This is a genomic window from Streptomyces sp. JB150 (genome assembly GCF_011193355.1).
Taxonomy (GTDB): domain Bacteria; phylum Actinomycetota; class Actinomycetes; order Streptomycetales; family Streptomycetaceae; genus Streptomyces.
In genome coordinates this window covers 1,771,626-1,792,070 of sequence record NZ_CP049780.1, presented here as the reverse complement: position 1 = coordinate 1,792,070, position 20,445 = coordinate 1,771,626, and the positions used below count along the sequence as shown (strand labels likewise).

Genomic DNA, 20,445 nt, shown 5'->3' with positions numbered 1-20,445 from the left:
ATGCGGCCCGTTTCCCAGATCGAACGTACGGTGGCGCCCTTCGAGGTCGTCAGCCCCTACCAGCCGAGCGGCGACCAGCCCGCGGCCATCGAAGAGCTCGCCCGACGCATTCAAGCCGGCGAGAAGGACGTCGTGCTGCTCGGCGCGACCGGCACCGGCAAGTCCGCCACCACCGCGTGGATGATCGAGAAGCTTCAGCGCCCCACCCTGGTCATGGCGCCGAACAAGACACTGGCCGCCCAGCTGGCGAACGAGTTCCGCGAACTCCTGCCGAACAACGCCGTCGAGTACTTCGTCTCGTACTACGACTACTACCAGCCGGAGGCGTACGTCCCCCAGTCGGACACCTACATCGAGAAGGACTCCTCGATCAACGAGGAGGTCGAGCGGCTGCGCCACTCCGCGACCAACTCGCTGCTCACCCGCCGCGACGTCGTCGTGGTCGCCTCGGTGTCCTGCATCTACGGCCTCGGCACGCCCCAGGAGTACGTGGACCGCATGGTCCCCCTGCGGGTCGGCGACGAGATCGACCGGGACCAGCTGCTGCGCCGCTTCGTGGACATCCAGTACACGCGCAACGACCTGGCCTTCACCCGGGGCACCTTCCGGGTCCGCGGCGACACCATCGAGATCTTCCCGGTCTACGAGGAGCTGGCCGTCCGCATCGAGATGTTCGGCGACGAGATCGAGGCCCTGTCCACGCTCCACCCGGTCACCGGCGAGATCGTCAGCGACGACCAGCAGCTCTACGTCTTCCCGGCCTCCCACTACGTCGCCGGCCCCGAGCGCATGGAACGGGCGATCAACGACATCGAGAAGGAGCTGGCCGAGCGCCTGGCCGAGCTGGAGAAGCAGGGCAAGCTCCTGGAGGCCCAGCGGCTGCGCATGCGCACCACCTACGACCTGGAGATGCTGCGCCAGATCGGCACCTGTTCCGGCGTCGAGAACTACTCGATGCACTTCGACGGCCGCCTGCCCGGCTCCCCGCCCAACACCCTGCTGGACTACTTCCCGGACGACTTCCTCCTCGTCATCGACGAGTCGCACGTCACCGTCCCGCAGATCGGCGCCATGTACGAGGGCGACGCCTCCCGCAAGCGCACCCTCGTCGACCACGGCTTCCGGCTCCCCTCCGCCCTGGACAACCGCCCCCTGAAGTGGGAGGAGTTCCAGGAGCGCATCGGCCAGACCGTCTACCTCTCCGCCACCCCCGGCACCTACGAGCTGTCCCGCGCGGACGGCGTCGTCGAGCAGATCATCCGCCCGACCGGCCTCGTCGACCCCGAGGTCGTCGTCAAGCCCACCGAGGGCCAGATCGACGACCTGGTGCACGAGATCCGCACCCGCGTGGAGCGCGACGAACGCGTCCTGGTCACCACCCTCACCAAGAAGATGGCCGAGGACCTGACCGAGTACTTCCTGGAACTCGGCATCCAGGTCCGCTACCTGCACAGCGACGTCGACACCCTGCGCCGCGTGGAACTGCTGCGCGAACTGCGCGCCGGTGAGTACGACGTGCTGGTCGGCATCAACCTGCTGCGCGAGGGCCTCGACCTGCCCGAGGTGTCCCTGGTGGCGATCCTCGACGCCGACAAGGAGGGGTTCCTGCGCTCCGGCACCTCCCTGATCCAGACCATCGGCCGCGCGGCGCGCAACGTCTCCGGCCAGGTCCACATGTACGCCGACAAGATCACCCCGGCGATGGAGCGGGCCATCGACGAGACGAACCGCCGCCGCGAGAAGCAGATCGCCTACAACAAGGCGAACGGCATCGACCCGCAGCCGCTGCGCAAGAAGATCAACGACATCGTCGCGCAGATCGCCCGCGAGGAGGTCGACACCGAGCAGCTGCTCGGCAGCGGCTACCGGGCCAAGAAGGACGGCCGCGCCACCAAGGCCCCGGTGCCCTCGCTCGCCGAGCACTCCACCAAGGGCGCGAAGGCCGGCAAGGCCAAGGCGGCCAAGGGCAAGGCCAAGGAGACCGTGCCGACGGACCGCCCGGCGGCCGAACTCGCCGAGCAGATCGAGGAGCTGACCGCCCGGATGCGGGCCGCCGCCGCCGATCTCCAGTTCGAGATCGCGGCCCGGCTGCGCGACGAGGTCTCCGAGATGAAGAAGGAACTGCGCCAGATGAAGGAGGCGGGCCTGTCCTGACGGCCCGACGGGCGCCGGTCGCTGTGCTGTTCGGGACGAACAGCCGGCCGACCCCACCGGGAACCGGCGCCCCCGCAGCCCCGCCACCGGCTGCGCTGTGTTGCAAGACCGACACAAAGTCCGGGCCGGGGTACGGCACTGTCAGTGCCCCTGCGTAGGGTTCAGGTCAACCGCGGCATCGCGGCAACAGGGGACTGCTCGAGAGGGGAATCAGCGCGTGACCGTCAACATGACCAAGGGTCAGGCCATCAGTCTGCAGAAGAACGACGGCGGCAGCCTGACCGCGGTGCGCATGGGTCTCGGCTGGCAGGCGGCCCCGCGGCGTGGCCTGTTCGGCTCGCGCACCCGCGAGATCGACCTCGACGCCTCCGCCGTGCTGTTCGCGGACAAGCAGCCGGTCGACGTCGTCTTCTTCCGCCACCTGGTGAGCGACGACGGCTCCGTGCGCCACACCGGCGACAACCTCGTCGGCGGCGTCGGCCAGGGCGGCGACGACGAGGCGATCCTCGTCGACCTCCAGCGCCTGCCGGTCCACATCGACCAGATCGTCTTCACCGTGAACTCCTTCACGGGGCAGACCTTCCAGGAGGTGCAGAACGCGTTCTGCCGCCTGGTCGACGAGACCAACGGCCAGGAGCTGGCCCGCTACACCCTCGCGGGCGGCGGCGCCTACACGGCCCAGATCATGGCGAAGGTGCACCGCGCGGGCACCGGCTGGTCGATGACCGCCCTCGGCGCCCCGGCCAACGGCCGTACCTTCCAGGACCTGATGCCGTCCATCCTGCCGCTGCTCTGACGCGGCCCGGCGAGCGGCACACCACACACCTACACAGCGACAGCAGGGGGACGAAGGCGATGACGGCCGAGCTGGTGCGGGGGCAGAACCACCCGCTCTCCCAGGCTCGTCTCGAGATCAGGGTCTCGGCCGCCACGCCGGTCGTGGCCGCGGCGACACTCGGCGACGAGAACGGAAAGGTCCACGGCGCCGAGGGGGTCGTCCACCCGGGCGCCCCCACCCTGCCCGGCCTGGAGGTCTCCCGGCAGGCGGCCGCCGCCCACCGTCTCGCGGTGGACCTGGACGCCATGCCGGACACCGTGCACCGGGTCACCGTGCTGCTCGCCCTGCCCGCCGGCACCCCGGGCGGCCCCGTCCGCTTCGGTGCCGTCGCCGCGCCCTCCGTCGCCGTCACCGGACTCGACGGCGAGGAGATCGCCACCTTCACCCTCACCGGCCTGGAGGCCGAGACGGCCGTCGTCGCCCTGGAGCTCTACCGCCGGCAGGGCGCGTGGAAGGTGCGCGCCGTCGGCCAGGGCTACGCGGGCGGCCTGGCCGCGCTCTTCGCCGACCAGAGCCTGCCCGAGGCCCACCGGCTCGCCGCCGCCGTCGACGAGGCGGTGGCGCGGGGCGCGGCCCGCTCGATCGCCGCGCCCCCGCCGCGTACGGCGGACTCCGACCGGACCCGGCAGACCCACGCCCCCGCCCTCGGTCCCGACCCGAGCGGGTCGCCCTACGGCACGCAGAGCCCGCAGAGCACCACCGGCCCCACGCCCGGCCCCGCCGCCGACCCGGCACCGGCCGACCCGTCCGGCCTCACCCAGCGGACCGCGCCCACCACCGGGTCCATCGCCGGACCCACCGAATCCACCGGATCCACCGCCGGACCCACATCCGCGTCCACCGCCGGATCCGCAGGGACCACCACCGGCGGCCCGATCGACTACCACCATCCCCGCCGGCGTACCACCGCCCCGCCCCCGCCCCCGCCGGCCGCGCCTCCGGCGGCGCCCGGCCAGCCCGCGCGACCCGTCGCGGGCGACGCGACCGGCTGGACGATGGACGAGCGGCTCTACAACCAGGTGTGGGGCATGTTCGAGGACCTGGCCCGCACCACGGCCGCCTTCCGCAGCGCCGTCGACTTCGCCGACTCGCGCATGGAGAAGGAGCTGGAACAGGTCCTCTCCGACCCGCGCAGCCGGATCGGCGGGCAGGCCGACGCCGCCCGCGAGGCGGCCCGCGCCAAGCACGCCCAGCTCGTCGACCAGGCCCGCCAGGCCCTCGACCGGGACGTCGCCCAGCTCACCGCCGAGGCGGCCGTCGTCGAACCCGCGCTGCCGCCCGCGTACGCCCGCTGGGACAACCCCGTCTGGCACGGCTACCGGGTCCCCATGGAACTGCCGATGGCCCTGCGCCTCGGTGACCTGCACCTGTCCGAATGCGCCCAGCTGCGCATACCCATGCTGGTCCGGCTGCCGCTGGAGCGCGGCCTGTGGATCGACAGCGGCCGGACGGGCGCGCTCGACGGCCCGTTCGCCGGCGCCCACGACACGCGCCGCATGGCGATGGAGTCGGCGGTCGCGCACGTGGCCCGGCTGCTCGCCGTCCACCCGGCGGGCGAGTTCACCGTCTACGTCATCGACCCGGCCGGGAGCGGCGCCCAGGCGCTGGCACCGCTGGTGCAGACCGGTGTGCTCGCGGCGCCGCCCGCCCTGGGCGCCGCCGGGGTGGCGGAGGTCCTGGCCAAGCTGACCCAGCGGGTCGACCTGGTGCAGATGGCCGTCCGCGGTGGCGCCGCCGACGCCCTCCCGCCGGACCTCGACACCGCCCAGCACCTGCTCGTCGTCAACGACTTCCCGCACGGCTTCGACGACCGGGCCGTCACCCAGCTGCGCTACCTTGCGGACGAGGGCCCCTCCGTCGGCGTCCACCTGATGATGGTCGCCGACCGCGAGGACGCCGCGGCCTACGGCCCGCTGCTCGATCCGCTGTGGCGTTCGCTGCTGCGGCTGACCCCGGTGCCGGACGACCACCTCGCCGACCCGTGGGTCGGACACGCCTGGACCTACGAGCCGTCGCTGGTGCCGCCCGGCAGTCAGGTGCTGCAGCAGGTCCTCACCCAGGTCGCGGCGGCCCGCCGCGCCTGGCGCCGATGACCGGCACCGCCCCCGCCGTCCACCCGCACGCACCACCGTGTCAAGCATCAGTAAAGGACTCTGACCAGCACCTTTGGCGCTTCTTTTACCAATCACTTTACCTTTCCTTGGTGGTTGGGTAGTCTTATCCGCACGGAGGGGAGTACTCCCTGTCTGCTGCGGCGACCCCGTCAATACGGATCCGGCCGGATCCCGGGGCGTCGGCCCTTCACCGGGTGGAAGAGACCTCCGGCAGCGCGACGACGCTGACTGTTCTGTTCGCCGTTACGTACTGCCGGAGGCGCAGTGGAAGTTTCCGTGACCCTGTGGGTCCTGACGGTCGTGGGCCTCGCCGCCCTGATCGCGGTCGATTTCTTCATCGGCCGCAAGCCCCATGACGTATCCATCAAGGAAGCCGGGATTTGGACCGTCGTCTGGATCGTCCTGGCCGGCCTCTTCGGCCTCGGTCTGCTCGTCTTCGGCGGCGGCCAGCCGGCCGGCGAGTTCTTCGCCGGCTTCATCACCGAGAAGTCGCTGAGCGTCGACAACCTGTTCGTCTTCGTCCTGATCATGGCGAAGTTCGCGGTCCCGTCGCAGTACCAGCAGCGGGTCCTGCTCATCGGCGTCCTGATAGCCCTGGTGCTGCGCGCGGTCTTCATCGCCGCCGGCGCCGCGATCATCGCCAGCTTCTCGTGGGTGTTCTACCTCTTCGGCGCCTTCCTGATCTGGACCGCCTGGAAGCTCATCCAGGAGGCCCGGGCCGACGAGGAGGACGAGGAGTACGAGGAGAACAAGCTCCTGAAGGCCGCCGAGCGCCGCTTCGGCGTCGCGGACCGGTACCACGGCACCAAGCTGTGGATCCAGGAGAACGGCAAGCGCGTCATGACCCCGATGCTGGTCGTGATGCTCGCCATCGGTACCACCGACGTGCTGTTCGCCCTGGACTCCATCCCCGCGATCTTCGGCCTCACGCAGGACCCGTACATCGTGTTCACCGCCAACGCCTTCGCCCTCATGGGTCTGCGGCAGCTGTACTTCCTCATCGGCGGCCTGCTGAAGAAGCTGGTCCACCTCTCGTACGGTCTGTCGATCATCCTGGGCTTCATCGGCGTGAAGCTGGTGCTGCACGCCCTGCACGAGTCCGGCGTCCACGTCCCGGAGATCAGCATCCCGGTCTCCCTCGGCGTGATCTGCACCGTCCTGATCGTCACCACGATCACCAGCCTGATGGCTTCCAGGAAGCAGGCCGCCGCCGAGGCGGTGCAGGCGGAGGACAAGGGGACCCCGAAGGACAGCATCGACGCCTGACCCCGTCGGTCCCTCAGCGCACCCGGCACCGGGAGCGGCGCGGCGCCTCGCCGACGTCGCTCCCGGTGCCGCGTCGTGTCCGGGGGCGCCGAGACACCCGACGGTCACCGCCCGCCCGTAACCGCAAGACCCCCAGGAGAGCGATCGGCACCGAGCGACGACGAGACCGAGCGACGAGCACCGAACGCGAGGAGGAGATGTGGCAGCCGGCCGCAAGGACCACCTGACCAGCGCAAGCGGGACCGCCGAGCGGCCCGCGGACCGGAACGCGGAGCTTCGGCCCGACCCCGGCGTGAAGCCCCCTGCCGACCGGAATGCGAAGCTCCGGCCCGTCTGCGACGATCGCGGCATGATCGCTCGGCTCAGGTCGCTCACGCATCGGTGGACGTCCCTCGTGCCGGTGCTCGGGGTGATCCTGCTGATCTTCACCTGGGGACGTCATCTGCCCGGCCCGCTCGTGGCGCTGGTGACCTTGGTGCTGGCCGGCGCGGTGCTCGCCGCCGTGCACCACGCGGAGGTGGTCGCGCACCGGGTCGGTGAGCCCTTCGGCTCCCTGGTCCTCGCCGTCGCCGTCACGGTCATCGAGGTCGCCCTGATCGTCACCCTGATGGCCGACGGCGGCGACAAGGGCTCCACGCTGGCACGCGACACCGTCTTCGCCGCCGTGATGATCACCTGCAACGGTGTGGTCGGCCTGACGCTCCTGGTCGCCTCCCTGCGCCACCGCACGGCCGTCTTCAACCCCGAGGGCACCGGCGCGGCCCTCGCCACGGTCGCCACCCTGGCCACCCTCAGCCTGGTGCTGCCGACCTTCACCACCAGCAAGCCCGGCCCGGAGTTCTCCGGGCTGCAGCTCACCTTCGCCGCGATCTCCTCCCTCGTGCTGTACGGCCTGTTCGTGGCGACCCAGACGGTCAGGCACCGCGACTACTTCCTTCCGATCACCCGGCAGGGCGAGGTGATAAGCGAGGACCACCACGCCGACGCGCCGTCCGCGCGCACCGCCTGGATCAGCCTGGGCCTGCTCGGCCTCGCCCTGATCGGCGTGGTCGGCCTGGCCAAGGGAGTGTCGCCGACCATCGAGTCCGGCGTGGCGGCGGCGGGATTGCCGCACGCCGTGGTCGGCGTCATCATCGCCCTGCTGGTGCTGCTCCCGGAGACCATCGCCGCCCTGCGCTCCGCCCGCCGCGACCGGGTGCAGACCAGTCTGAACCTGGCCCTCGGCTCCGCCATGGCCAGCATCGGACTGACCATCCCCGCCGTCGCCCTGGCCTCCGTCTGGCTGTCCGGGCCCCTCGTCCTCGGGCTCGGCGCCACGCACATGGTGCTGCTCGCCCTGACGGTCGTCGTGGCCTCGCTGACGGTCGTGCCCGGCCGCGCCACCCCGCTCCAGGGCGGCGTCCACCTGGTGATCTTCGCGGCGTATCTGGAGCTGGCGATCAATCCATGACCGGCGCCGGCTTCGCCACCGCGCCCGGCACGGGCCGGGTCTCCGGCAGCAGCGCGAAGCAGCCCAGGCTGAGCAGGGCGATCCCGGTCAGATACGCCCCCACGCCCCACGGCACCCGGCCGCCCTGCTCGGCCAGCGCGGTCGCCGCGATCGGGGTGAGCGCGCCCCCGACCACCCCACCGAGGTTGTAACCGACGGCGGCGCCGGTGCAGCGCACCCGCGGCTCGTACAGCTCGGGCAGATAGGCGGCGACCACCGCGAACATCGTGATGAACGCGAGCATCGCCCCGAGGAACCCGGCGAACATCAGCAGCGGCTCCCCGGTCGCCAGCAGCCCGACCAGCGGGAACATCCACACCGCGGCGGCCGCGCAGCCGGCCAGGCACATCGGCCGCCGCCCGTACCGGTCGCCGAGCACGGCCGCCGCCGGGGTGAGCGCGCCCTTCACCACCACCGCGGCCAGGACGCAGGTCAGCATGACGCTCCGGCTCACCCCCAGCCGCTCCGTGGCGTAGGCCAGCGACCAGGTGGTCACGGCGTAGAAGACCGCGTAGCCGACGGCCAGCGCGCCCGCGGTCAGCAGCACCAGCCGCCAGTGGTCGCGCACCACCTCGGCGAGCGGTACCCGCGCGGGTTCCTCGATCTCCAGGAAGCGAGGGCTCTCGGCCAGCGACGAGCGCAGCCACAGGCCCGCCGCGGCGAGCACCCCGGCCGCCCAGAACGGCACCCGCCACCCCCACTGGGCGAACTGCGCCTCGGACAGGGTCGCCGACAGCGTCAGCATCGAGCCGTTGGCGAGCAGGAAGCCCACCGACGGACCCACCTGCGGGAAGCTCGACCACAGGGCGCGCCGCTCGGGCGGCGCGTGCTCGACGGTCAGCAGCACGGCCCCGCCCCACTCCCCGCCGAGCCCCAGCCCCTGGAGGAAGCGCAGGGTGACCAGCAGCAGGGGAGCGGCGACCCCGATCACGTCGTACGTCGGCAGGCAGCCGACCGCGACCGTCGAGGCGCCCGTCAGCAGCAGCGAGACGACGAGGACCGGCCGGCGGCCGTGCCGGTCCCCGATGTGCCCGAACAGCACCGACCCCAGGGGCCGGGCCACGAATCCCACGCCGAACGTCGCGAACGCGGCCAGGGTGCCCGCCAGCGGCGAGACGGTCGGGAAGAACAGCGGTCCCAGGACCAGCGCCGCCGCTGTCCCGTAGACGAAGAAGTCGTAGAACTCGATGGCGGTGCCGGCCAGGGCGGCCATCGCGAGCCGCAGCATGGAGGGCGCCCTTACGGTGCGTACGTCGTGCATGGACCGTCAACTACCCACAGTGACCGGCAGTTACGGGGGCGCGTGGAGGTGGCCGGTCGTCGTCAGTACGTGACCGTAATGCGCCGGGCCGGGCCGTCGACACGGATGGTGCCGCCGTAGGGGAGCACCACCTGGGGGTCGGTGTGGCCGCACTCCACGTCGAAGACGATCGGGGTGTCGGGGGCATACGTGCGCATGGCGCGCAGGACGGCCTCGCGCTGGTCGGCGGCATAACGGGCCGCCTTCGCGGGGCTGTTGGGGTGGGTGAAGGACCAGGTCTTCGCGCGGGCCATCAGCAGGGCGGAGAACTGCCGCAGCAGCCCGCGCTCGCCCATGTTGCGCAGGGTGCGGAACACCTCCGCGGCGCTGGGCAGTTCCTCGGAGGTCTCCAGGAACAGCACGTCGCCGGCGTACTCCGCCGGGTCGCGGGCGATCTCGCGGTCGGCCATCAGCAGCCAGCCGAGGATCTCCAGGTTGCCGCCCCAGCCGCGGCCCTCGACGACGCGGTCGGCGTTCACCCAGGTCCAGCCGTCGGAGGGCCGGGTGCGCGGCGGCGTGTCGAAGGTCGCCGGGTCCGCCCAGTCGCGGTCGACGTCGTTCCAGCGCTCCGCGGGGCGCAGTTCGTACGGCCCGGACGTGAACAGCGCCGCCCGCAGCGAGTCGGCCGTGCGCGGATCCATCGCGCCGGGCCGGCCCAGCTCGACCATCACGCACGCGCCGTGGTAGCCGACGATGCCGCTGTTCCGCAGGTAGGCCAGCAGATTGGTGTTGTCGCTCGACCCGAAGAACGGCTTCGGGCTGGCCCGGATCAACTCCCGGTCCAGGTACGGCAGCACGGTGATCTGGTCGTCGCCGCCGATGGAGGCGATCACCGCCTTGACGTCCGGGTCGGCGAAGGCCGCGTGGATGTCGTCGGCCCGCTCCCGCGGCGTCGAGCCCGTCTTCCGGGTCGCCGGGTACTCCACCGGCTCCAGCCCGTACTCGGTGCGCAGCCGCTCCAGCCCCAGCTCGTGGGGGAGCGGAAAGAGACCGGGCAGCCCGCTGGACGGCGAGATGACGGCTATCCGGTCGCCGGGGGACGGTTTGGGCGGGTACACGGGTGTGATCATCCCGGCAGGGTAGGGCCGCCCGAGCCGTCGGCGCACCGTGATAAACCGGGGGCGAGCAGCGGTCCCGCCGGACCGCGACCCCCCGAACGGACCGGAGGAACAGTGCCCCGCACCCTGGCCAACGCGCCGATCATGATTCTCAACGGCCCGAACCTGAACCTCCTCGGACAGCGCCAGCCGGAGATCTACGGCTCCCAGACGCTCGCCGACGTCGAGGCGCTGTGCGCCAAGGCGGCGGCCGCGCACGGCGGCACGGTGGACCTGCGCCAGTCGAACCACGAGGGCCGGCTGGTCGACTGGATCCACGAGGCGCGCGAGAACCACTGCGGGATCGTCATCAACCCCGGCGCCTACACGCACACCTCCGTCGCGCTGCTGGACGCGCTGAACGCCTGCGACGGCATGCCGGTGGTGGAGGTCCACATCTCCAACATCCACCAGCGGGAGTCGTTCCGGCACCACTCCTACGTCTCCCTGCGCGCCGACGGCGTCATCGCCGGATGCGGCGTCCAGGGGTACGTCTTCGGCGTGGAGCGCGTCGCCGCCCTGCTGGGAACCGCGCGCGCGGAGGCGTAGGGGGGAGCGGAGGCGTAGGGGCGCGCGGACGGATAAGAGGCGCGCGGCGGGAGACAGGGGCGCGCGGAGGCACGGGGGCACGCGGAGCCACGGGGCGCGCGGAGTCTTGTACGCGCGTTCCTACAGGCGCCCGGCCTCCACGACGCGCCGCAGGAAACTCCGGGTGCGCTCCTGCCGCGGGTCTCCGAAGACCTGCTCGGGGGTGCCGCGCTCCAGCACCACCCCTCCGTCCAGAAAACAGACCTGGTCGGCGACTTCTCGCGCGAACCCCATCTCGTGCGTCGCCAGCACCATGGTCATGCCGTCGTCCTTGAGGTCGCGGACGACGGCGAGGACCTCGCCGACCAGCTCGGGGTCGAGCGCCGCGGTGATCTCGTCGAGCAGCAGCAGCCGGGGCTGTACGGCGAGCGCGCGGACGATGGCCACGCGCTGCTGCTGGCCGCCGCTGAGCCGGTCCGGGTAGGCGCGGGCCTTGTCGCCCAGTCCCAGCCGCTCCAGCAGCCGTACGGCCCGTTCCTCGGCCTCCGCGCGGGGCAGGCCGTGCACCCGGCGCGGGGCGAGGGTGATGTTCTCCAGCACCGTCATGTGGGGGAACAGGTTGTACGCCTGGAAGACCACGCCGATCCGGCGCCGCACCGCGTCCTGGTCCACGCGCGGGTCGGTGATCTCCTCGCCGTCCAGCCAGATCGCCCCGTCGTCGATCTCCTCCAGCAGGTTGGCGCACCTCAGCAGGGTCGACTTCCCCGAGCCGGAGGCGCCGATCAGCGCGGTCACCGTGTGCGGCGCGACCTCCAGGCCGACGTCGCGCAGTACGACGGAACCGCCGAAGGTCTTGCGGACGGACTCCATCCGCAGCACCGGGGCGGCGGCGGGGGCGTCGCTCATGTGATTCCTCCCTGGGCCCGCCGGCGGTCCATCCGGGCCGTCACCCAGTCCGTGAGCCGGGTCATCGGAATGGTCAGCGCCACGAAGACCAGCCCGGCGACGATGTACGGCGTGTAGTTGAGGCTGCGGCCCACGATGATGTCCGCGGCCCGCACGGCGTCCACCGCGCCGCCGATCGACACCAGGCCGGTGTCCTTCTGGAGCGACACCAGGTCGTTCAGCAGCGGCGGCACCTGCCGGCGCACCGCCTGCGGCAGCACCACGTGCCGCAGCGCCTGCCGGTTGGTCAGGCCCAGCGAGCGGGCCGCGGCGCGCTGGGAGGGGTGCACGGACTCGATCCCCGCGCGGAACACCTCCGCGACGTACGCCGAGTACGTCAGCGTCAGCGCCGTACCGCCCAGCAGCACCGGATCGACCGTCACGCCCTGCAGCCGCAGCGCCGGGACGCCCAGGACCACGATCATCAGGTTGATGATCAGCGGCAGTCCGCGGAAGAAGTCCGTGTACGCGGCGGCCAGCGCGCGCAGCGGGAAGAAGACCGGGCCGCGCAGGGTCCGCGCGACGGCGATGAGCATGCCGAGGACCAGCACGGCGGCCCCGCACACCAGCAACAGCCGGACGTTGAGCCACAGCCCTTCCAGCACCTTCGGGAGCGCCTCGCGCGCGTACTCCCCGTCGAAGAACGTCTCCCTGGTGCGCGGCCAGCCGGGCGCGCTGACCACGACCAGGTACAGCACCGCGCCGGTGACCAGCGTCGACACGGCCGCGATCGCGGTGGCGCGGCGCGCGCGGGCCCGCTTGTACCGCTCGCGCTCCAGCCGCCGCGCCGAGGGGACGTACGGGTCGCGCGTGTCCTCGGCGTCCTTCGTGACGGTCACTTCAGCACCGGGGCGTCGACGGCGTCGGAGAGCCACCGCTGCTCCAGCTTCGCCAGGGTGCCGTCCGCGCGGAGGGCGTCCACGGCGTCGGTGACGCACGCGGTGAGCGCGCTGCCCTTGTCCAGGACGAGCCCGAACTGCTCCTGTGTGGAGCCCTGGTTCTCGAACTGGCCGACGATCTCGGCCTCGGTCACCTCGGCGGCCGTGATGTAGAAGGCGGTGGGCAGGTCGGTCACGATGGCGTCGACCTGACCGTTCTTCAGGGCGGACTTCGCCTGGTCGTTCTTGGCGTAGACGGCGGGCTCCCGCTCGGGCCGCACCACGTCGTTGATGTAGTCGAGGCTGGTGGTGCCGACCTGGGCGCCCAGCCTGACGCCCTTGAGGTCGGCGACGCTCTTCGCCTTCGCGGCCTTCGAGCCCTTCAGCGCGATGACGGCCTGGCGCACGTCGTAGTAGCCGGACGAGAAGTCCACGGCCTTCTTGCGCTCGTCGCTGACGGAGACCTGGTTGATGTCGAAGTCGAAGGTCTTCTCGCCGGGTGCGAACGCCTTGTTGAAGGGCACCCGCTGCCAGACCACGGCGCTCTTGCCGTAGCCGAGCCGCCCGGCGACGGCGTAGGCCACCGCGGACTCGAAGCCCTTCCCGTTGGCCGGGTCGTCGTCCTGGAACCACGGCTCGTACGCGGGCTCGTCGGTGGCGATCGTCAGCTTCCCGGCGGTCTTGGTGGCCAGCCCGCCCTCGGCGCAGCTCTCCCCGGCCGCCCCGGACGGCTCGGCGGCCGCGTTCTCCTCCGGCTGCGGTGCGCAGCCGACGGCGGCGGCGAACAGGGCTACGGTGACGGCGGCGACGGCGCGGCGCGGCGCGCGGAGGACAGATCGCATGGCGGGAGAGTGGCAGCGCCGGCCGAGTTTGTCGAGGTCACGCCAGTCGATGTCCGCATAGTGGGAACGGGTGTTGCGGTCATGTGAACGCGGTCCGCCGCGCGCGGCCTTGGGCCGCCGGTCGAGGGCGGGGGTGAGGACCGGCGGCCCCTGCCGCGCGGACACCGTCGTCCCGCGCGGGGCTGTCCCCAGTGGACCGCGCGATCCCGTGCGCCGGGAGCGCGCGCGGGGCGCCGGTGTGTGCGAAGCGTTCACACGGGGCGCGCGTCGAGTTCCGTGCGCCGGCCTCGCCGGGTTCACCACCCCCGCGCGCGCCACTCCGGCAGATGCGGACGCTCCGCGCCCAGGGTGGTGTCGTTGCCGTGCCCCGGGTAGACCCAGGTCTCGTCGGGCAGGACGTCGAAGATCTTGGTCTCCACGTCGTGCATCAGGCTGGCGAACGCCTCGGGATCCTTGCGGGTGTTGCCCACACCGCCGGGGAAGAGGCAGTCCCCGGTGAACACATGGGGGTGGCCGTGCGGATCGTCGTAGACGAGGACGATCGACCCGGGCGTGTGGCCGACCAGATGGCGCGCGGTGAGTTCCACGCGCCCCACGCGGATGACGTCGCCGTCGTCGACCGGCACGTCGGTCGGCACAGGGATGCCCTCGGCGTCCTCGCGGCCGGCGTACGTCCGGGCGCCGGTGGCCGCGACGACCTCGGCGAGCGCCTGCCAGTGGTCGGCGTGCCGGTGCGTGGTGACGACGGACGCGATGCCGTCGTCACCGATCATGCCGAGCAGCGTGGGGGCCTCGTGGGCCGCGTCGATCAGCAGCTGTTCGTCGGTGGCCCGGCAGCGCAGCAGATAGGCGTTGTTGTCCATCGGGCCGACCGCGATCTTGGTGATCATCAGGTCCTTGAGCTCGTGCACGTCCGCCGGGCCGCCGACCGTCACCTGTCCGCTGTACGTCATGGCCGTCAGTCTAGGTGCGCGATCTGCCCGGAGCAGGTCGCGCCCACGGCGGTGAAAGCTCCGCCACGGCGGCGGAAGCCCTGTCACGGCAGCAGAAGCGGCAGGCGGCCGCAGCGGCTACAGCGGCGGCAGGGACGGCAGCGGCCCGCCCTCCACGGTCAGCCCCGAGCCGTCGCGGCGGCCGGCGAGCCAGCCCAGCAGGTCCGCCGGGGTGCCCCGCACGGTGACCTCGGGCGCGTCCGCCGCACGGCCGGTGCTCCACGCGCGCGTGCCGTCCGTCAGCCGGGTCGGCGGCACGTCGGGGTGCCCGGTGAAACGGTCGGCGAGGAAGTCGATCTCCCGCTCGGTGAACTCCGCCGGCAGGTCCTCCAGCTCGTAGCCGACGCCGAGGTCCACGTGGTGCAGCTCGACCTCGACCCAGCGCCGGAACGGGACCCGGGACGCCGAGTCGGTGACCCCGTTGCGCAGCTCCACGGTCCGCGACCAGTCGGCGGGCGCCGCCCCGGTCCGCTGGAAGCGCTCGGCGCTCGCGCGGACGTCGGCGAGCTGCGCGTCCAGGGGGCGCGGGGCGTCCCGCTCGATGTCGGCGTCCCGGGCCTCGGTGGAGACGTACATGGGACGCCCCTCCAGTACGTTCACGAGGGCGTCCGCGTTGCGGGCGAGGTGGGCGAGGACATGGCCCCGGCTCCAGCCGGGCAGCCGTGACGGTTGCGTCACGTCCGCGTTGTCCAGCTTGGCGGCTGCGCTGAGCAGCCGATCGGTCGCCTCCCGTACAGACACCAGGTCACGCGCGTGATCAGTCATGGGCCCGACCCTAGCCGCGCCACTCCTTCGGGTGAAGGTGGCGGACCGAGACCATAAATCGAAAGCACGTGCTATATGGTCGGTGGCGGCGTCGGGCATGCTGGATGGCCGGGGGTTGTTAAGCAGTTAAGCAACCGGGGAATCCGAACCGGCGCTGTCAGTGGCTCCCCCTAGTCTGGGAAAGACGGGGGCCTCGCCCCTGTCACTTCTCTCAAGAAAGGTGCGGACCGGCGTGGCCGACCGTCTCATCGTCCGTGGCGCGCGCGAGCACAACCTGAAGAACGTCTCGCTCGACCTGCCTCGGGACTCGCTCATCGTCTTCACGGGCCTGTCCGGGTCGGGCAAGTCCTCCCTGGCCTTCGACACGATCTTCGCCGAGGGCCAGCGGCGCTACGTGGAATCGCTGTCGTCGTACGCCCGCCAGTTCCTCGGCCAGATGGACAAGCCGGACGTCGACTTCATCGAGGGCCTGTCCCCGGCGGTCTCCATCGACCAGAAGTCGACCTCGCGCAACCCGCGCTCCACGGTCGGCACGATCACCGAGGTCTACGACTACCTGCGGCTGCTCTTCGCCCGCATCGGCAAGCCCCACTGTCCCGAGTGCGGCCGCCCGATCTCGCGGCAGTCGCCGCAGGCCATCGTCGACAAGGTGCTGGAGCTGCCGGAGGGCAGCCGCTTCCAGGTGCTCTCGCCGCTGGTGCGCGAGCGCAAGGGAGAGTTCGTCGACCTCTTCGCGGACCTCCAGACCAAGGGCTACTCCCGCGCGCGGGTGGACGGCGAGACGATCCAGCTCTCCAACCCGCCCACCCTGAAGAAGCAGGAGAAGCACACCATCGAGGTGGTCGTCGACCGCCTCACGGTGAAGGACTCCGCCAAGCGCCGCCTCACCGACTCCGTCGAGACCGCCCTCGGCCTGTCCGGCGGCATGGTCGTGCTCGACTTCGTCGACCTCCCCGAGGACGACCCCGAGCGCGAGCGGATGTACTCGGAGCACCTGTACTGCCCGTACGACGACCTGTCCTTCGAGGAGCTGGAGCCGCGCTCCTTCTCCTTCAACTCGCCCTTCGGCGCCTGCCCCGAGTGCACCGGCATCGGCACGCGCATGGAGGTCGACCCCGAGCTGATCGTCCCGGACCCGGACAAGTCCCTCGACGAGGGCGCCATCCACCCCTGGTCGCACGGGCACACCAAGGACTACTTCAGCCGCCTGATCGGCGCCCTCGCCGACGCGCTCGGCTTCCGCACCGACATCCCCTTCGCGGGCCTGCCGCAGCGCGCCAAGAAGGCCCTGCTGTACGGCCACCGCACGCAGATCGAGGTCCGCTACCGCAACCGGTACGGCCGCGAGCGGGTGTACACCACGCCGTTCGAGGGCGCCGTGCCCTTCATCAAGCGCCGCCACAGCGAGGCCGAGTCCGACGCCAGCCGTGAGCGCTTCGAGGGCTACATGCGCGAGGTGCCCTGCCCCACCTGTGAGGGCACGCGCCTGAAGCCGATCGTCCTCGCGGTGACGATCATGGGGAAGTCGATCGCCGAGGTCTCCGCGATGTCGATCAGCGACTGCGCGGACTTCCTGGGCGAGCTGAAGCTCAACGCGCGCGACAAGAAGATCGCCGAGCGGGTCCTGAAGGAGGTCAACGAGCGGCTGCGCTTCCTGGTCGACGTCGGCCTGGACTACCTCTCGCTCAACCGCGCGGCCGGCACCCTCTCCGGCGGCGAGGCCCAGCGCATCCGCCTGGCCACCCAGATCGGCTCCGGCCTCGTCGGCGTGCTCTACGTCCTCGACGAGCCGTCCATCGGCCTGCACCAGCGCGACAACCACCGGCTGATCGAGACCCTGGTCCGGCTGCGCGACATGGGCAACACGCTGATCGTCGTGGAGCACGACGAGGACACCATCAAGGTGGCCGACTGGGTCGTCGACATCGGCCCCGGCGCCGGTGAGCACGGCGGCAAGGTCGTGCACAGCGGCTCCCTCAAGGAGCTGCTCGCCAACCCCGAGTCGCAGACCGGTCAGTACCTCTCGGGCAAGAAGGTCATCCCGGTGCCGGACGTCCGGCGCCCGATCGACCCGTCCCGGCAGCTCACCGTGCACGGCGCGCGTGAGAACAACCTCCAGGACATCGACGTCTCGTTCCCGCTGGGCGTCTTCACCGCGGTCACCGGCGTCTCCGGCTCCGGCAAGTCGACCCTGGTCAACGACATCCTGTACACCCACCTGGCGCGCGAGCTGAACGGCGCGCGCAACGTCCCCGGGCGGCACACGCGCGTGGACGGCGACGACCTCGTCGACAAGGTGGTCCACGTCGACCAGTCGCCCATCGGCCGCACCCCGCGCTCGAACCCGGCGACGTACACCGGCGTCTTCGACCACATCCGCAAGCTGTTCGCCGAGACCACCGAGGCGAAGGTCCGCGGCTACATGCCCGGCCGTTTCTCCTTCAACGTCAAGGGCGGCCGCTGCGAGAACTGCGCGGGCGACGGCACCATCAAGATCGAGATGAACTTCCTCCCGGACGTCTACGTCCCGTGCGAGGTCTGCCACGGCGCCCGGTACAACCGGGAGACCCTGGAGGTCCACTACAAGGGCAAGTCCATCGCCGAGGTCCTGAACATGCCGATCGAAGAGGCGATGCACTTCTTCGAGGCCGTTCCGGCGATCAACCGCCACCTGAAGACGCTCCACGACGTCGGCCTGGGGTACGTCCGGCTCGGCCAGTCCGCGACCACCCTGTCCGGCGGTGAGGCGCAGCGCGTGAAGCTCGCCAGCGAGCTGCAGAAGCGCTCCACCGGCCGCACGGTCTACGTGCTGGACGAGCCGACCACCGGTCTGCACTTCGAGGACATCAGCAAGCTGCTGAAGGTGCTGTCCGGCCTGGTCGACAAGGGCAACACGGTCATCGTCATCGAGCACAACCTCGACGTGATCAAGACCGCCGACTGGATCGTCGACATGGGCCCCGAGGGCGGCGCGGGCGGCGGCCTGGTGGTCGCCGAGGGCACGCCCGAGCAGGTCGCCTCGGTCGCGGCCAGCCACACCGGCAAGTTCCTGCGGGACATCCTCGGCGACCGGATCAGCGACGCCGAGCCGGTGCGGGCCTCCGCGCGCGGCACGGCCAAGAAGGCCACCGCGCGGAAGACGGTCGCGGCCAGGTCCACGACGCGGAAGACGGTCACCGCCAAGAGCGCCGACGGCACGGCGACCGGCAAGGCGACGGGCACCGCGAAGAAGGCGGCGCCCGCGAAGAAGACGGCACGGGCCCGCAAGGCCTGATCCGCGGCCGGCCAGAGCACCGACGCGCGGTGCCCCGGGGGACCCCCGTTCCCCCCAGGGCACCGCGCGTCCGCGTTCGTCCGAAGCCGCTGTCCGCGTCTCAGGCTGCCCTGGGCTCCACGAACTGCATGTCGAGCTGGATCTTCACCACGTCACCGAGCAGCCCCGGCGCGAAGTCCAGGCCGAAATCGCTGCGCCGGATCTCGCCCGTCGCCTCGAACCCGGCGTGCCGGCTGCCGTCGACCGGCACGTCGACCAGCCCGCCGAACTCCACAGCGAGCGTCACGGGACGCGTCACGTCCCCGATCGTCAGCTCGCCCTCCATCGTCCAGTCCTCGCCCTCGCCCGACACCCGGGTCGAGCGGAAGGTCATCGTGGGACGCTTCTCCACGTCGAGCAGATCGGACGCGCGGACATGCGCGTCCCGCTCGGCGATGCCGGTGTCGATGGAGGCCAGGGCGATCTCGGCGGTCACCCGCACGTCGTCGGCCGTCTCACCGACGGACAGGGCGGCCTTCACCTCGGTGAACCGCCCGCGCACCTTGGCGATGCCCAGATGCCGGATGGTGAAGTTGACGGCCGAGTGCAGCGGGTCCAGCTCCCAGTCACCGGGGGACAGGGGCAGCGGGGTCACGGTCAGCGAGTTCGAGAAGTCGTCACGTGTCGTCATGCCTCCACCCTGAGGGCCGCCGGGCGGGGCAGGGAGACCGGGCGAAGCCTGGTAGTGGCAGGGCCACCCTCGCGCGGGCGCGCGTTGGTACGTTCGCTGAGTGAACGACAACGAGTTGGGCACCTATCTGCGGTCCTGGCGCGAGGCCGTGACCCCGGAGGAGGTCGGCCTGCCCCCGGGCTCCCGCCGCCGTACCCCCGGACTGCGCCGCGCGGAACTGGCCACGCTCGCCGGCATCAGCGTCGAGTACCTGACCCGGCTCGAGCAGGGCCGCGACCGCAACCCCTCCGCGCAGGTCCTCGGCGCCCTCGCCGACGCGCTGAACCTGTCCCTGCGGGACCGGATGGTGCTGCGCCGCCTCACCAAGGAGGCGGACGGCGGCGACCCGCTGGTCTGCGCCGCGGCCCCGCCGCTCAGCCGCACCCCGCGCCCCGCCGTGCGCGCCGTCCTCGACCGTCTGGAGCCCACCCCGGCCGTGGTGGTCAACTGGATCGGCGACATCCTCGCCCACACCACCGGCTACGCACGGCTGTTCGGCCCGATCGGCGTGCTCGACGGCGAGCGCCCCAACCTGCTCCGCCATGTCTTCACCGACCCCCGCGCGCGGGCCGCCTACCCCGACTGGGAGCGCGAGGCCGACAACCTGGTCGCCCACCTCCGGCACGACGTGCCCCTGCGCGACCCCTACGCCGCCGAGCTGGCCGAGGAGCTGACGGTGACGGCCGGGGCCGAGTTCGCCGACCGGTTCGCCGATCTGGCGATGGCCCCGCGACGGGTCGGCACCCGGCGCGTCGAGCACCCCGAGGCCGGGCAGCTGCGGCTGCTGCACGAGACGCTGGCCCTGCCGGACGACGGCCAGCGGATCGTCGTCCACCTCCCGGCCGACGAGGCCACGGCCGCCGCCCTGGACCGCCTCGACGGCCGCCATCCGGGAGGCCTGCGGGCCGTGAGCCGGGCGAGCTGAGCCCTCCGGCCCTGATCTCCCACCGCCCGGCGCCGCCCGGTGCGGCCCGGTGTCGCTCGGACCGGTGCCGCCCGGTGCGGCCCGGTGCGGCCCGGTTTCGCTCGGCCCCGCCCGGTCCGGTGCCGCCCCGGTCCCGCGAGCCCTGCACGGTCCCACCCGCCGCCTGGTCGCGCCCGGCTCCGTCCGGTCCTGTCCGGTCGCTCGACTCCGTCCCGCGCGGTGTCGTGTGGTCCCACCGTCGCCTGGTTGCGCCCGGCTCCGTCCGGTCCTGCCCGGCTGCTCGACTCCGTCCCGCGCGGTGTCGTGTGGTCCCACCGTCGCCTGGTTGC

16 protein-coding genes are annotated in these 20,445 nt (G+C 71.8%); 8 read left to right on the top strand and 8 right to left on the bottom strand.

Translation table 11 applies throughout. The features are described from left to right. The 5 genes from uvrB (at position 1) to G7Z13_RS08395 (ending at position 7,822) form a co-directional block, all read left to right on the top strand. Positions 1-2,154: an excinuclease ABC subunit UvrB gene (gene uvrB, locus G7Z13_RS08415; protein WP_165997469.1), complete on the top strand. Its 2,154-nt coding sequence runs from the start codon at positions 1-3 to the stop codon at positions 2,152-2,154. A 217-nt stretch (positions 2,155-2,371) separates the two neighbouring features. Beyond that, positions 2,372-2,950, top strand: a complete 579-nt coding sequence (locus G7Z13_RS08410) for a TerD family protein (protein ID WP_165997468.1) — start codon at positions 2,372-2,374, stop codon at positions 2,948-2,950. 59 nt (positions 2,951-3,009) lie between these two features. Beyond that, positions 3,010-5,085 carry a TerD family protein gene (locus tag G7Z13_RS08405; RefSeq protein WP_165997466.1) on the top strand — a complete coding sequence of 692 codons (2,076 nt, stop codon included), beginning with the start codon at positions 3,010-3,012 and terminating at the stop codon, positions 5,083-5,085. Positions 5,086-5,370: 285 nt separating this feature from the next. Further along, positions 5,371-6,372 carry a TerC/Alx family metal homeostasis membrane protein gene (locus G7Z13_RS08400; protein WP_206313030.1) on the top strand — a complete coding sequence of 334 codons (1,002 nt, stop codon included), beginning with the start codon at positions 5,371-5,373 and terminating at the stop codon, positions 6,370-6,372. A 349-nt stretch (positions 6,373-6,721) separates the two neighbouring features. Further along, positions 6,722-7,822: an ionic transporter y4hA gene (locus tag G7Z13_RS08395; RefSeq protein ID WP_165997463.1), complete on the top strand. Its 1,101-nt coding sequence runs from the start codon at positions 6,722-6,724 to the stop codon at positions 7,820-7,822. Here G7Z13_RS08395 and G7Z13_RS08390 read toward each other — a convergent pair. Both G7Z13_RS08390 and G7Z13_RS08385 read right to left on the bottom strand, forming a co-directional pair. Beyond that, positions 7,812-9,122: an MFS transporter gene (locus G7Z13_RS08390; protein ID WP_206313029.1), complete on the bottom strand. Its 1,311-nt coding sequence runs from the start codon at positions 9,120-9,122 to the stop codon at positions 7,812-7,814. The two genes, G7Z13_RS08395 and G7Z13_RS08390, sit on opposite strands and share 11 nt — an antisense overlap. A 62-nt stretch (positions 9,123-9,184) precedes the next feature. Continuing rightward, complete coding sequence (locus G7Z13_RS08385; protein ID WP_165997461.1) at positions 9,185-10,231, bottom strand: S66 peptidase family protein; 1,047 nt, start codon at positions 10,229-10,231, stop codon at positions 9,185-9,187. Positions 10,232-10,333: 102 nt separating this feature from the next. Here G7Z13_RS08385 and aroQ point away from each other — a divergent pair, with 102 nt between their 5' ends. Then, complete coding sequence (gene aroQ, locus G7Z13_RS08380) at positions 10,334-10,807, top strand: type II 3-dehydroquinate dehydratase (RefSeq protein WP_165997459.1); 474 nt, start codon at positions 10,334-10,336, stop codon at positions 10,805-10,807. A 120-nt stretch (positions 10,808-10,927) separates the two neighbouring features. On the opposite strand, the gene G7Z13_RS08375 is transcribed toward aroQ, so the two are convergent. The 5 genes from G7Z13_RS08375 to G7Z13_RS08355 form a co-directional block, all read right to left on the bottom strand. After that, positions 10,928-11,692 (bottom strand): amino acid ABC transporter ATP-binding protein, encoded by a 765-nt coding sequence (locus G7Z13_RS08375; protein WP_165997457.1) that lies wholly within the window; start codon positions 11,690-11,692, stop codon positions 10,928-10,930. Further along, a complete protein-coding gene (locus G7Z13_RS08370) occupies positions 11,689-12,570 on the bottom strand; it encodes an amino acid ABC transporter permease (protein ID WP_165997455.1) in 882 nt (293 codons plus the stop codon). Before G7Z13_RS08370 ends, G7Z13_RS08375 begins: the two co-directional genes overlap by 4 nt. Continuing rightward, complete coding sequence (locus G7Z13_RS08365) at positions 12,567-13,451, bottom strand: ABC transporter substrate-binding protein (RefSeq protein ID WP_165997454.1); 885 nt, start codon at positions 13,449-13,451, stop codon at positions 12,567-12,569. The genes G7Z13_RS08370 and G7Z13_RS08365 overlap by 4 nt, the downstream gene beginning before the upstream one ends. A gap of 296 nt (positions 13,452-13,747) precedes the next feature. Then, positions 13,748-14,404, bottom strand: coding sequence for an MBL fold metallo-hydrolase (locus tag G7Z13_RS08360; protein WP_165997451.1), 657 nt, complete (start codon positions 14,402-14,404; stop codon positions 13,748-13,750). A 117-nt stretch (positions 14,405-14,521) separates the two neighbouring features. Then, complete coding sequence (locus tag G7Z13_RS08355; protein WP_165997450.1) at positions 14,522-15,208, bottom strand: maleylpyruvate isomerase family mycothiol-dependent enzyme; 687 nt, start codon at positions 15,206-15,208, stop codon at positions 14,522-14,524. 232 nt (positions 15,209-15,440) lie between these two features. On the opposite strand from G7Z13_RS08355, the gene uvrA reads away from it, so the two are divergent. Then, on the top strand, positions 15,441-18,482 hold the full coding sequence (uvrA, locus tag G7Z13_RS08350) for an excinuclease ABC subunit UvrA (RefSeq protein WP_165997449.1): 3,042 nt from the start codon (positions 15,441-15,443) through the stop codon (positions 18,480-18,482). Positions 18,483-18,582: 100 nt separating this feature from the next. Here the strand turns inward: uvrA and G7Z13_RS08345 are convergent, their stop codons facing one another. Beyond that, entirely contained in the window at positions 18,583-19,152 is a 570-nt protein-coding gene (locus G7Z13_RS08345; protein WP_165997447.1) for a YceI family protein, read from the bottom strand. Between the two features lie 100 nt (positions 19,153-19,252). Here G7Z13_RS08345 and G7Z13_RS08340 point away from each other — a divergent pair, with 100 nt between their 5' ends. Then, on the top strand, positions 19,253-20,116 hold the full coding sequence (locus tag G7Z13_RS08340; RefSeq protein ID WP_165997446.1) for a helix-turn-helix domain-containing protein: 864 nt from the start codon (positions 19,253-19,255) through the stop codon (positions 20,114-20,116). Positions 20,117-20,445: the final 329 nt, after the last annotated feature.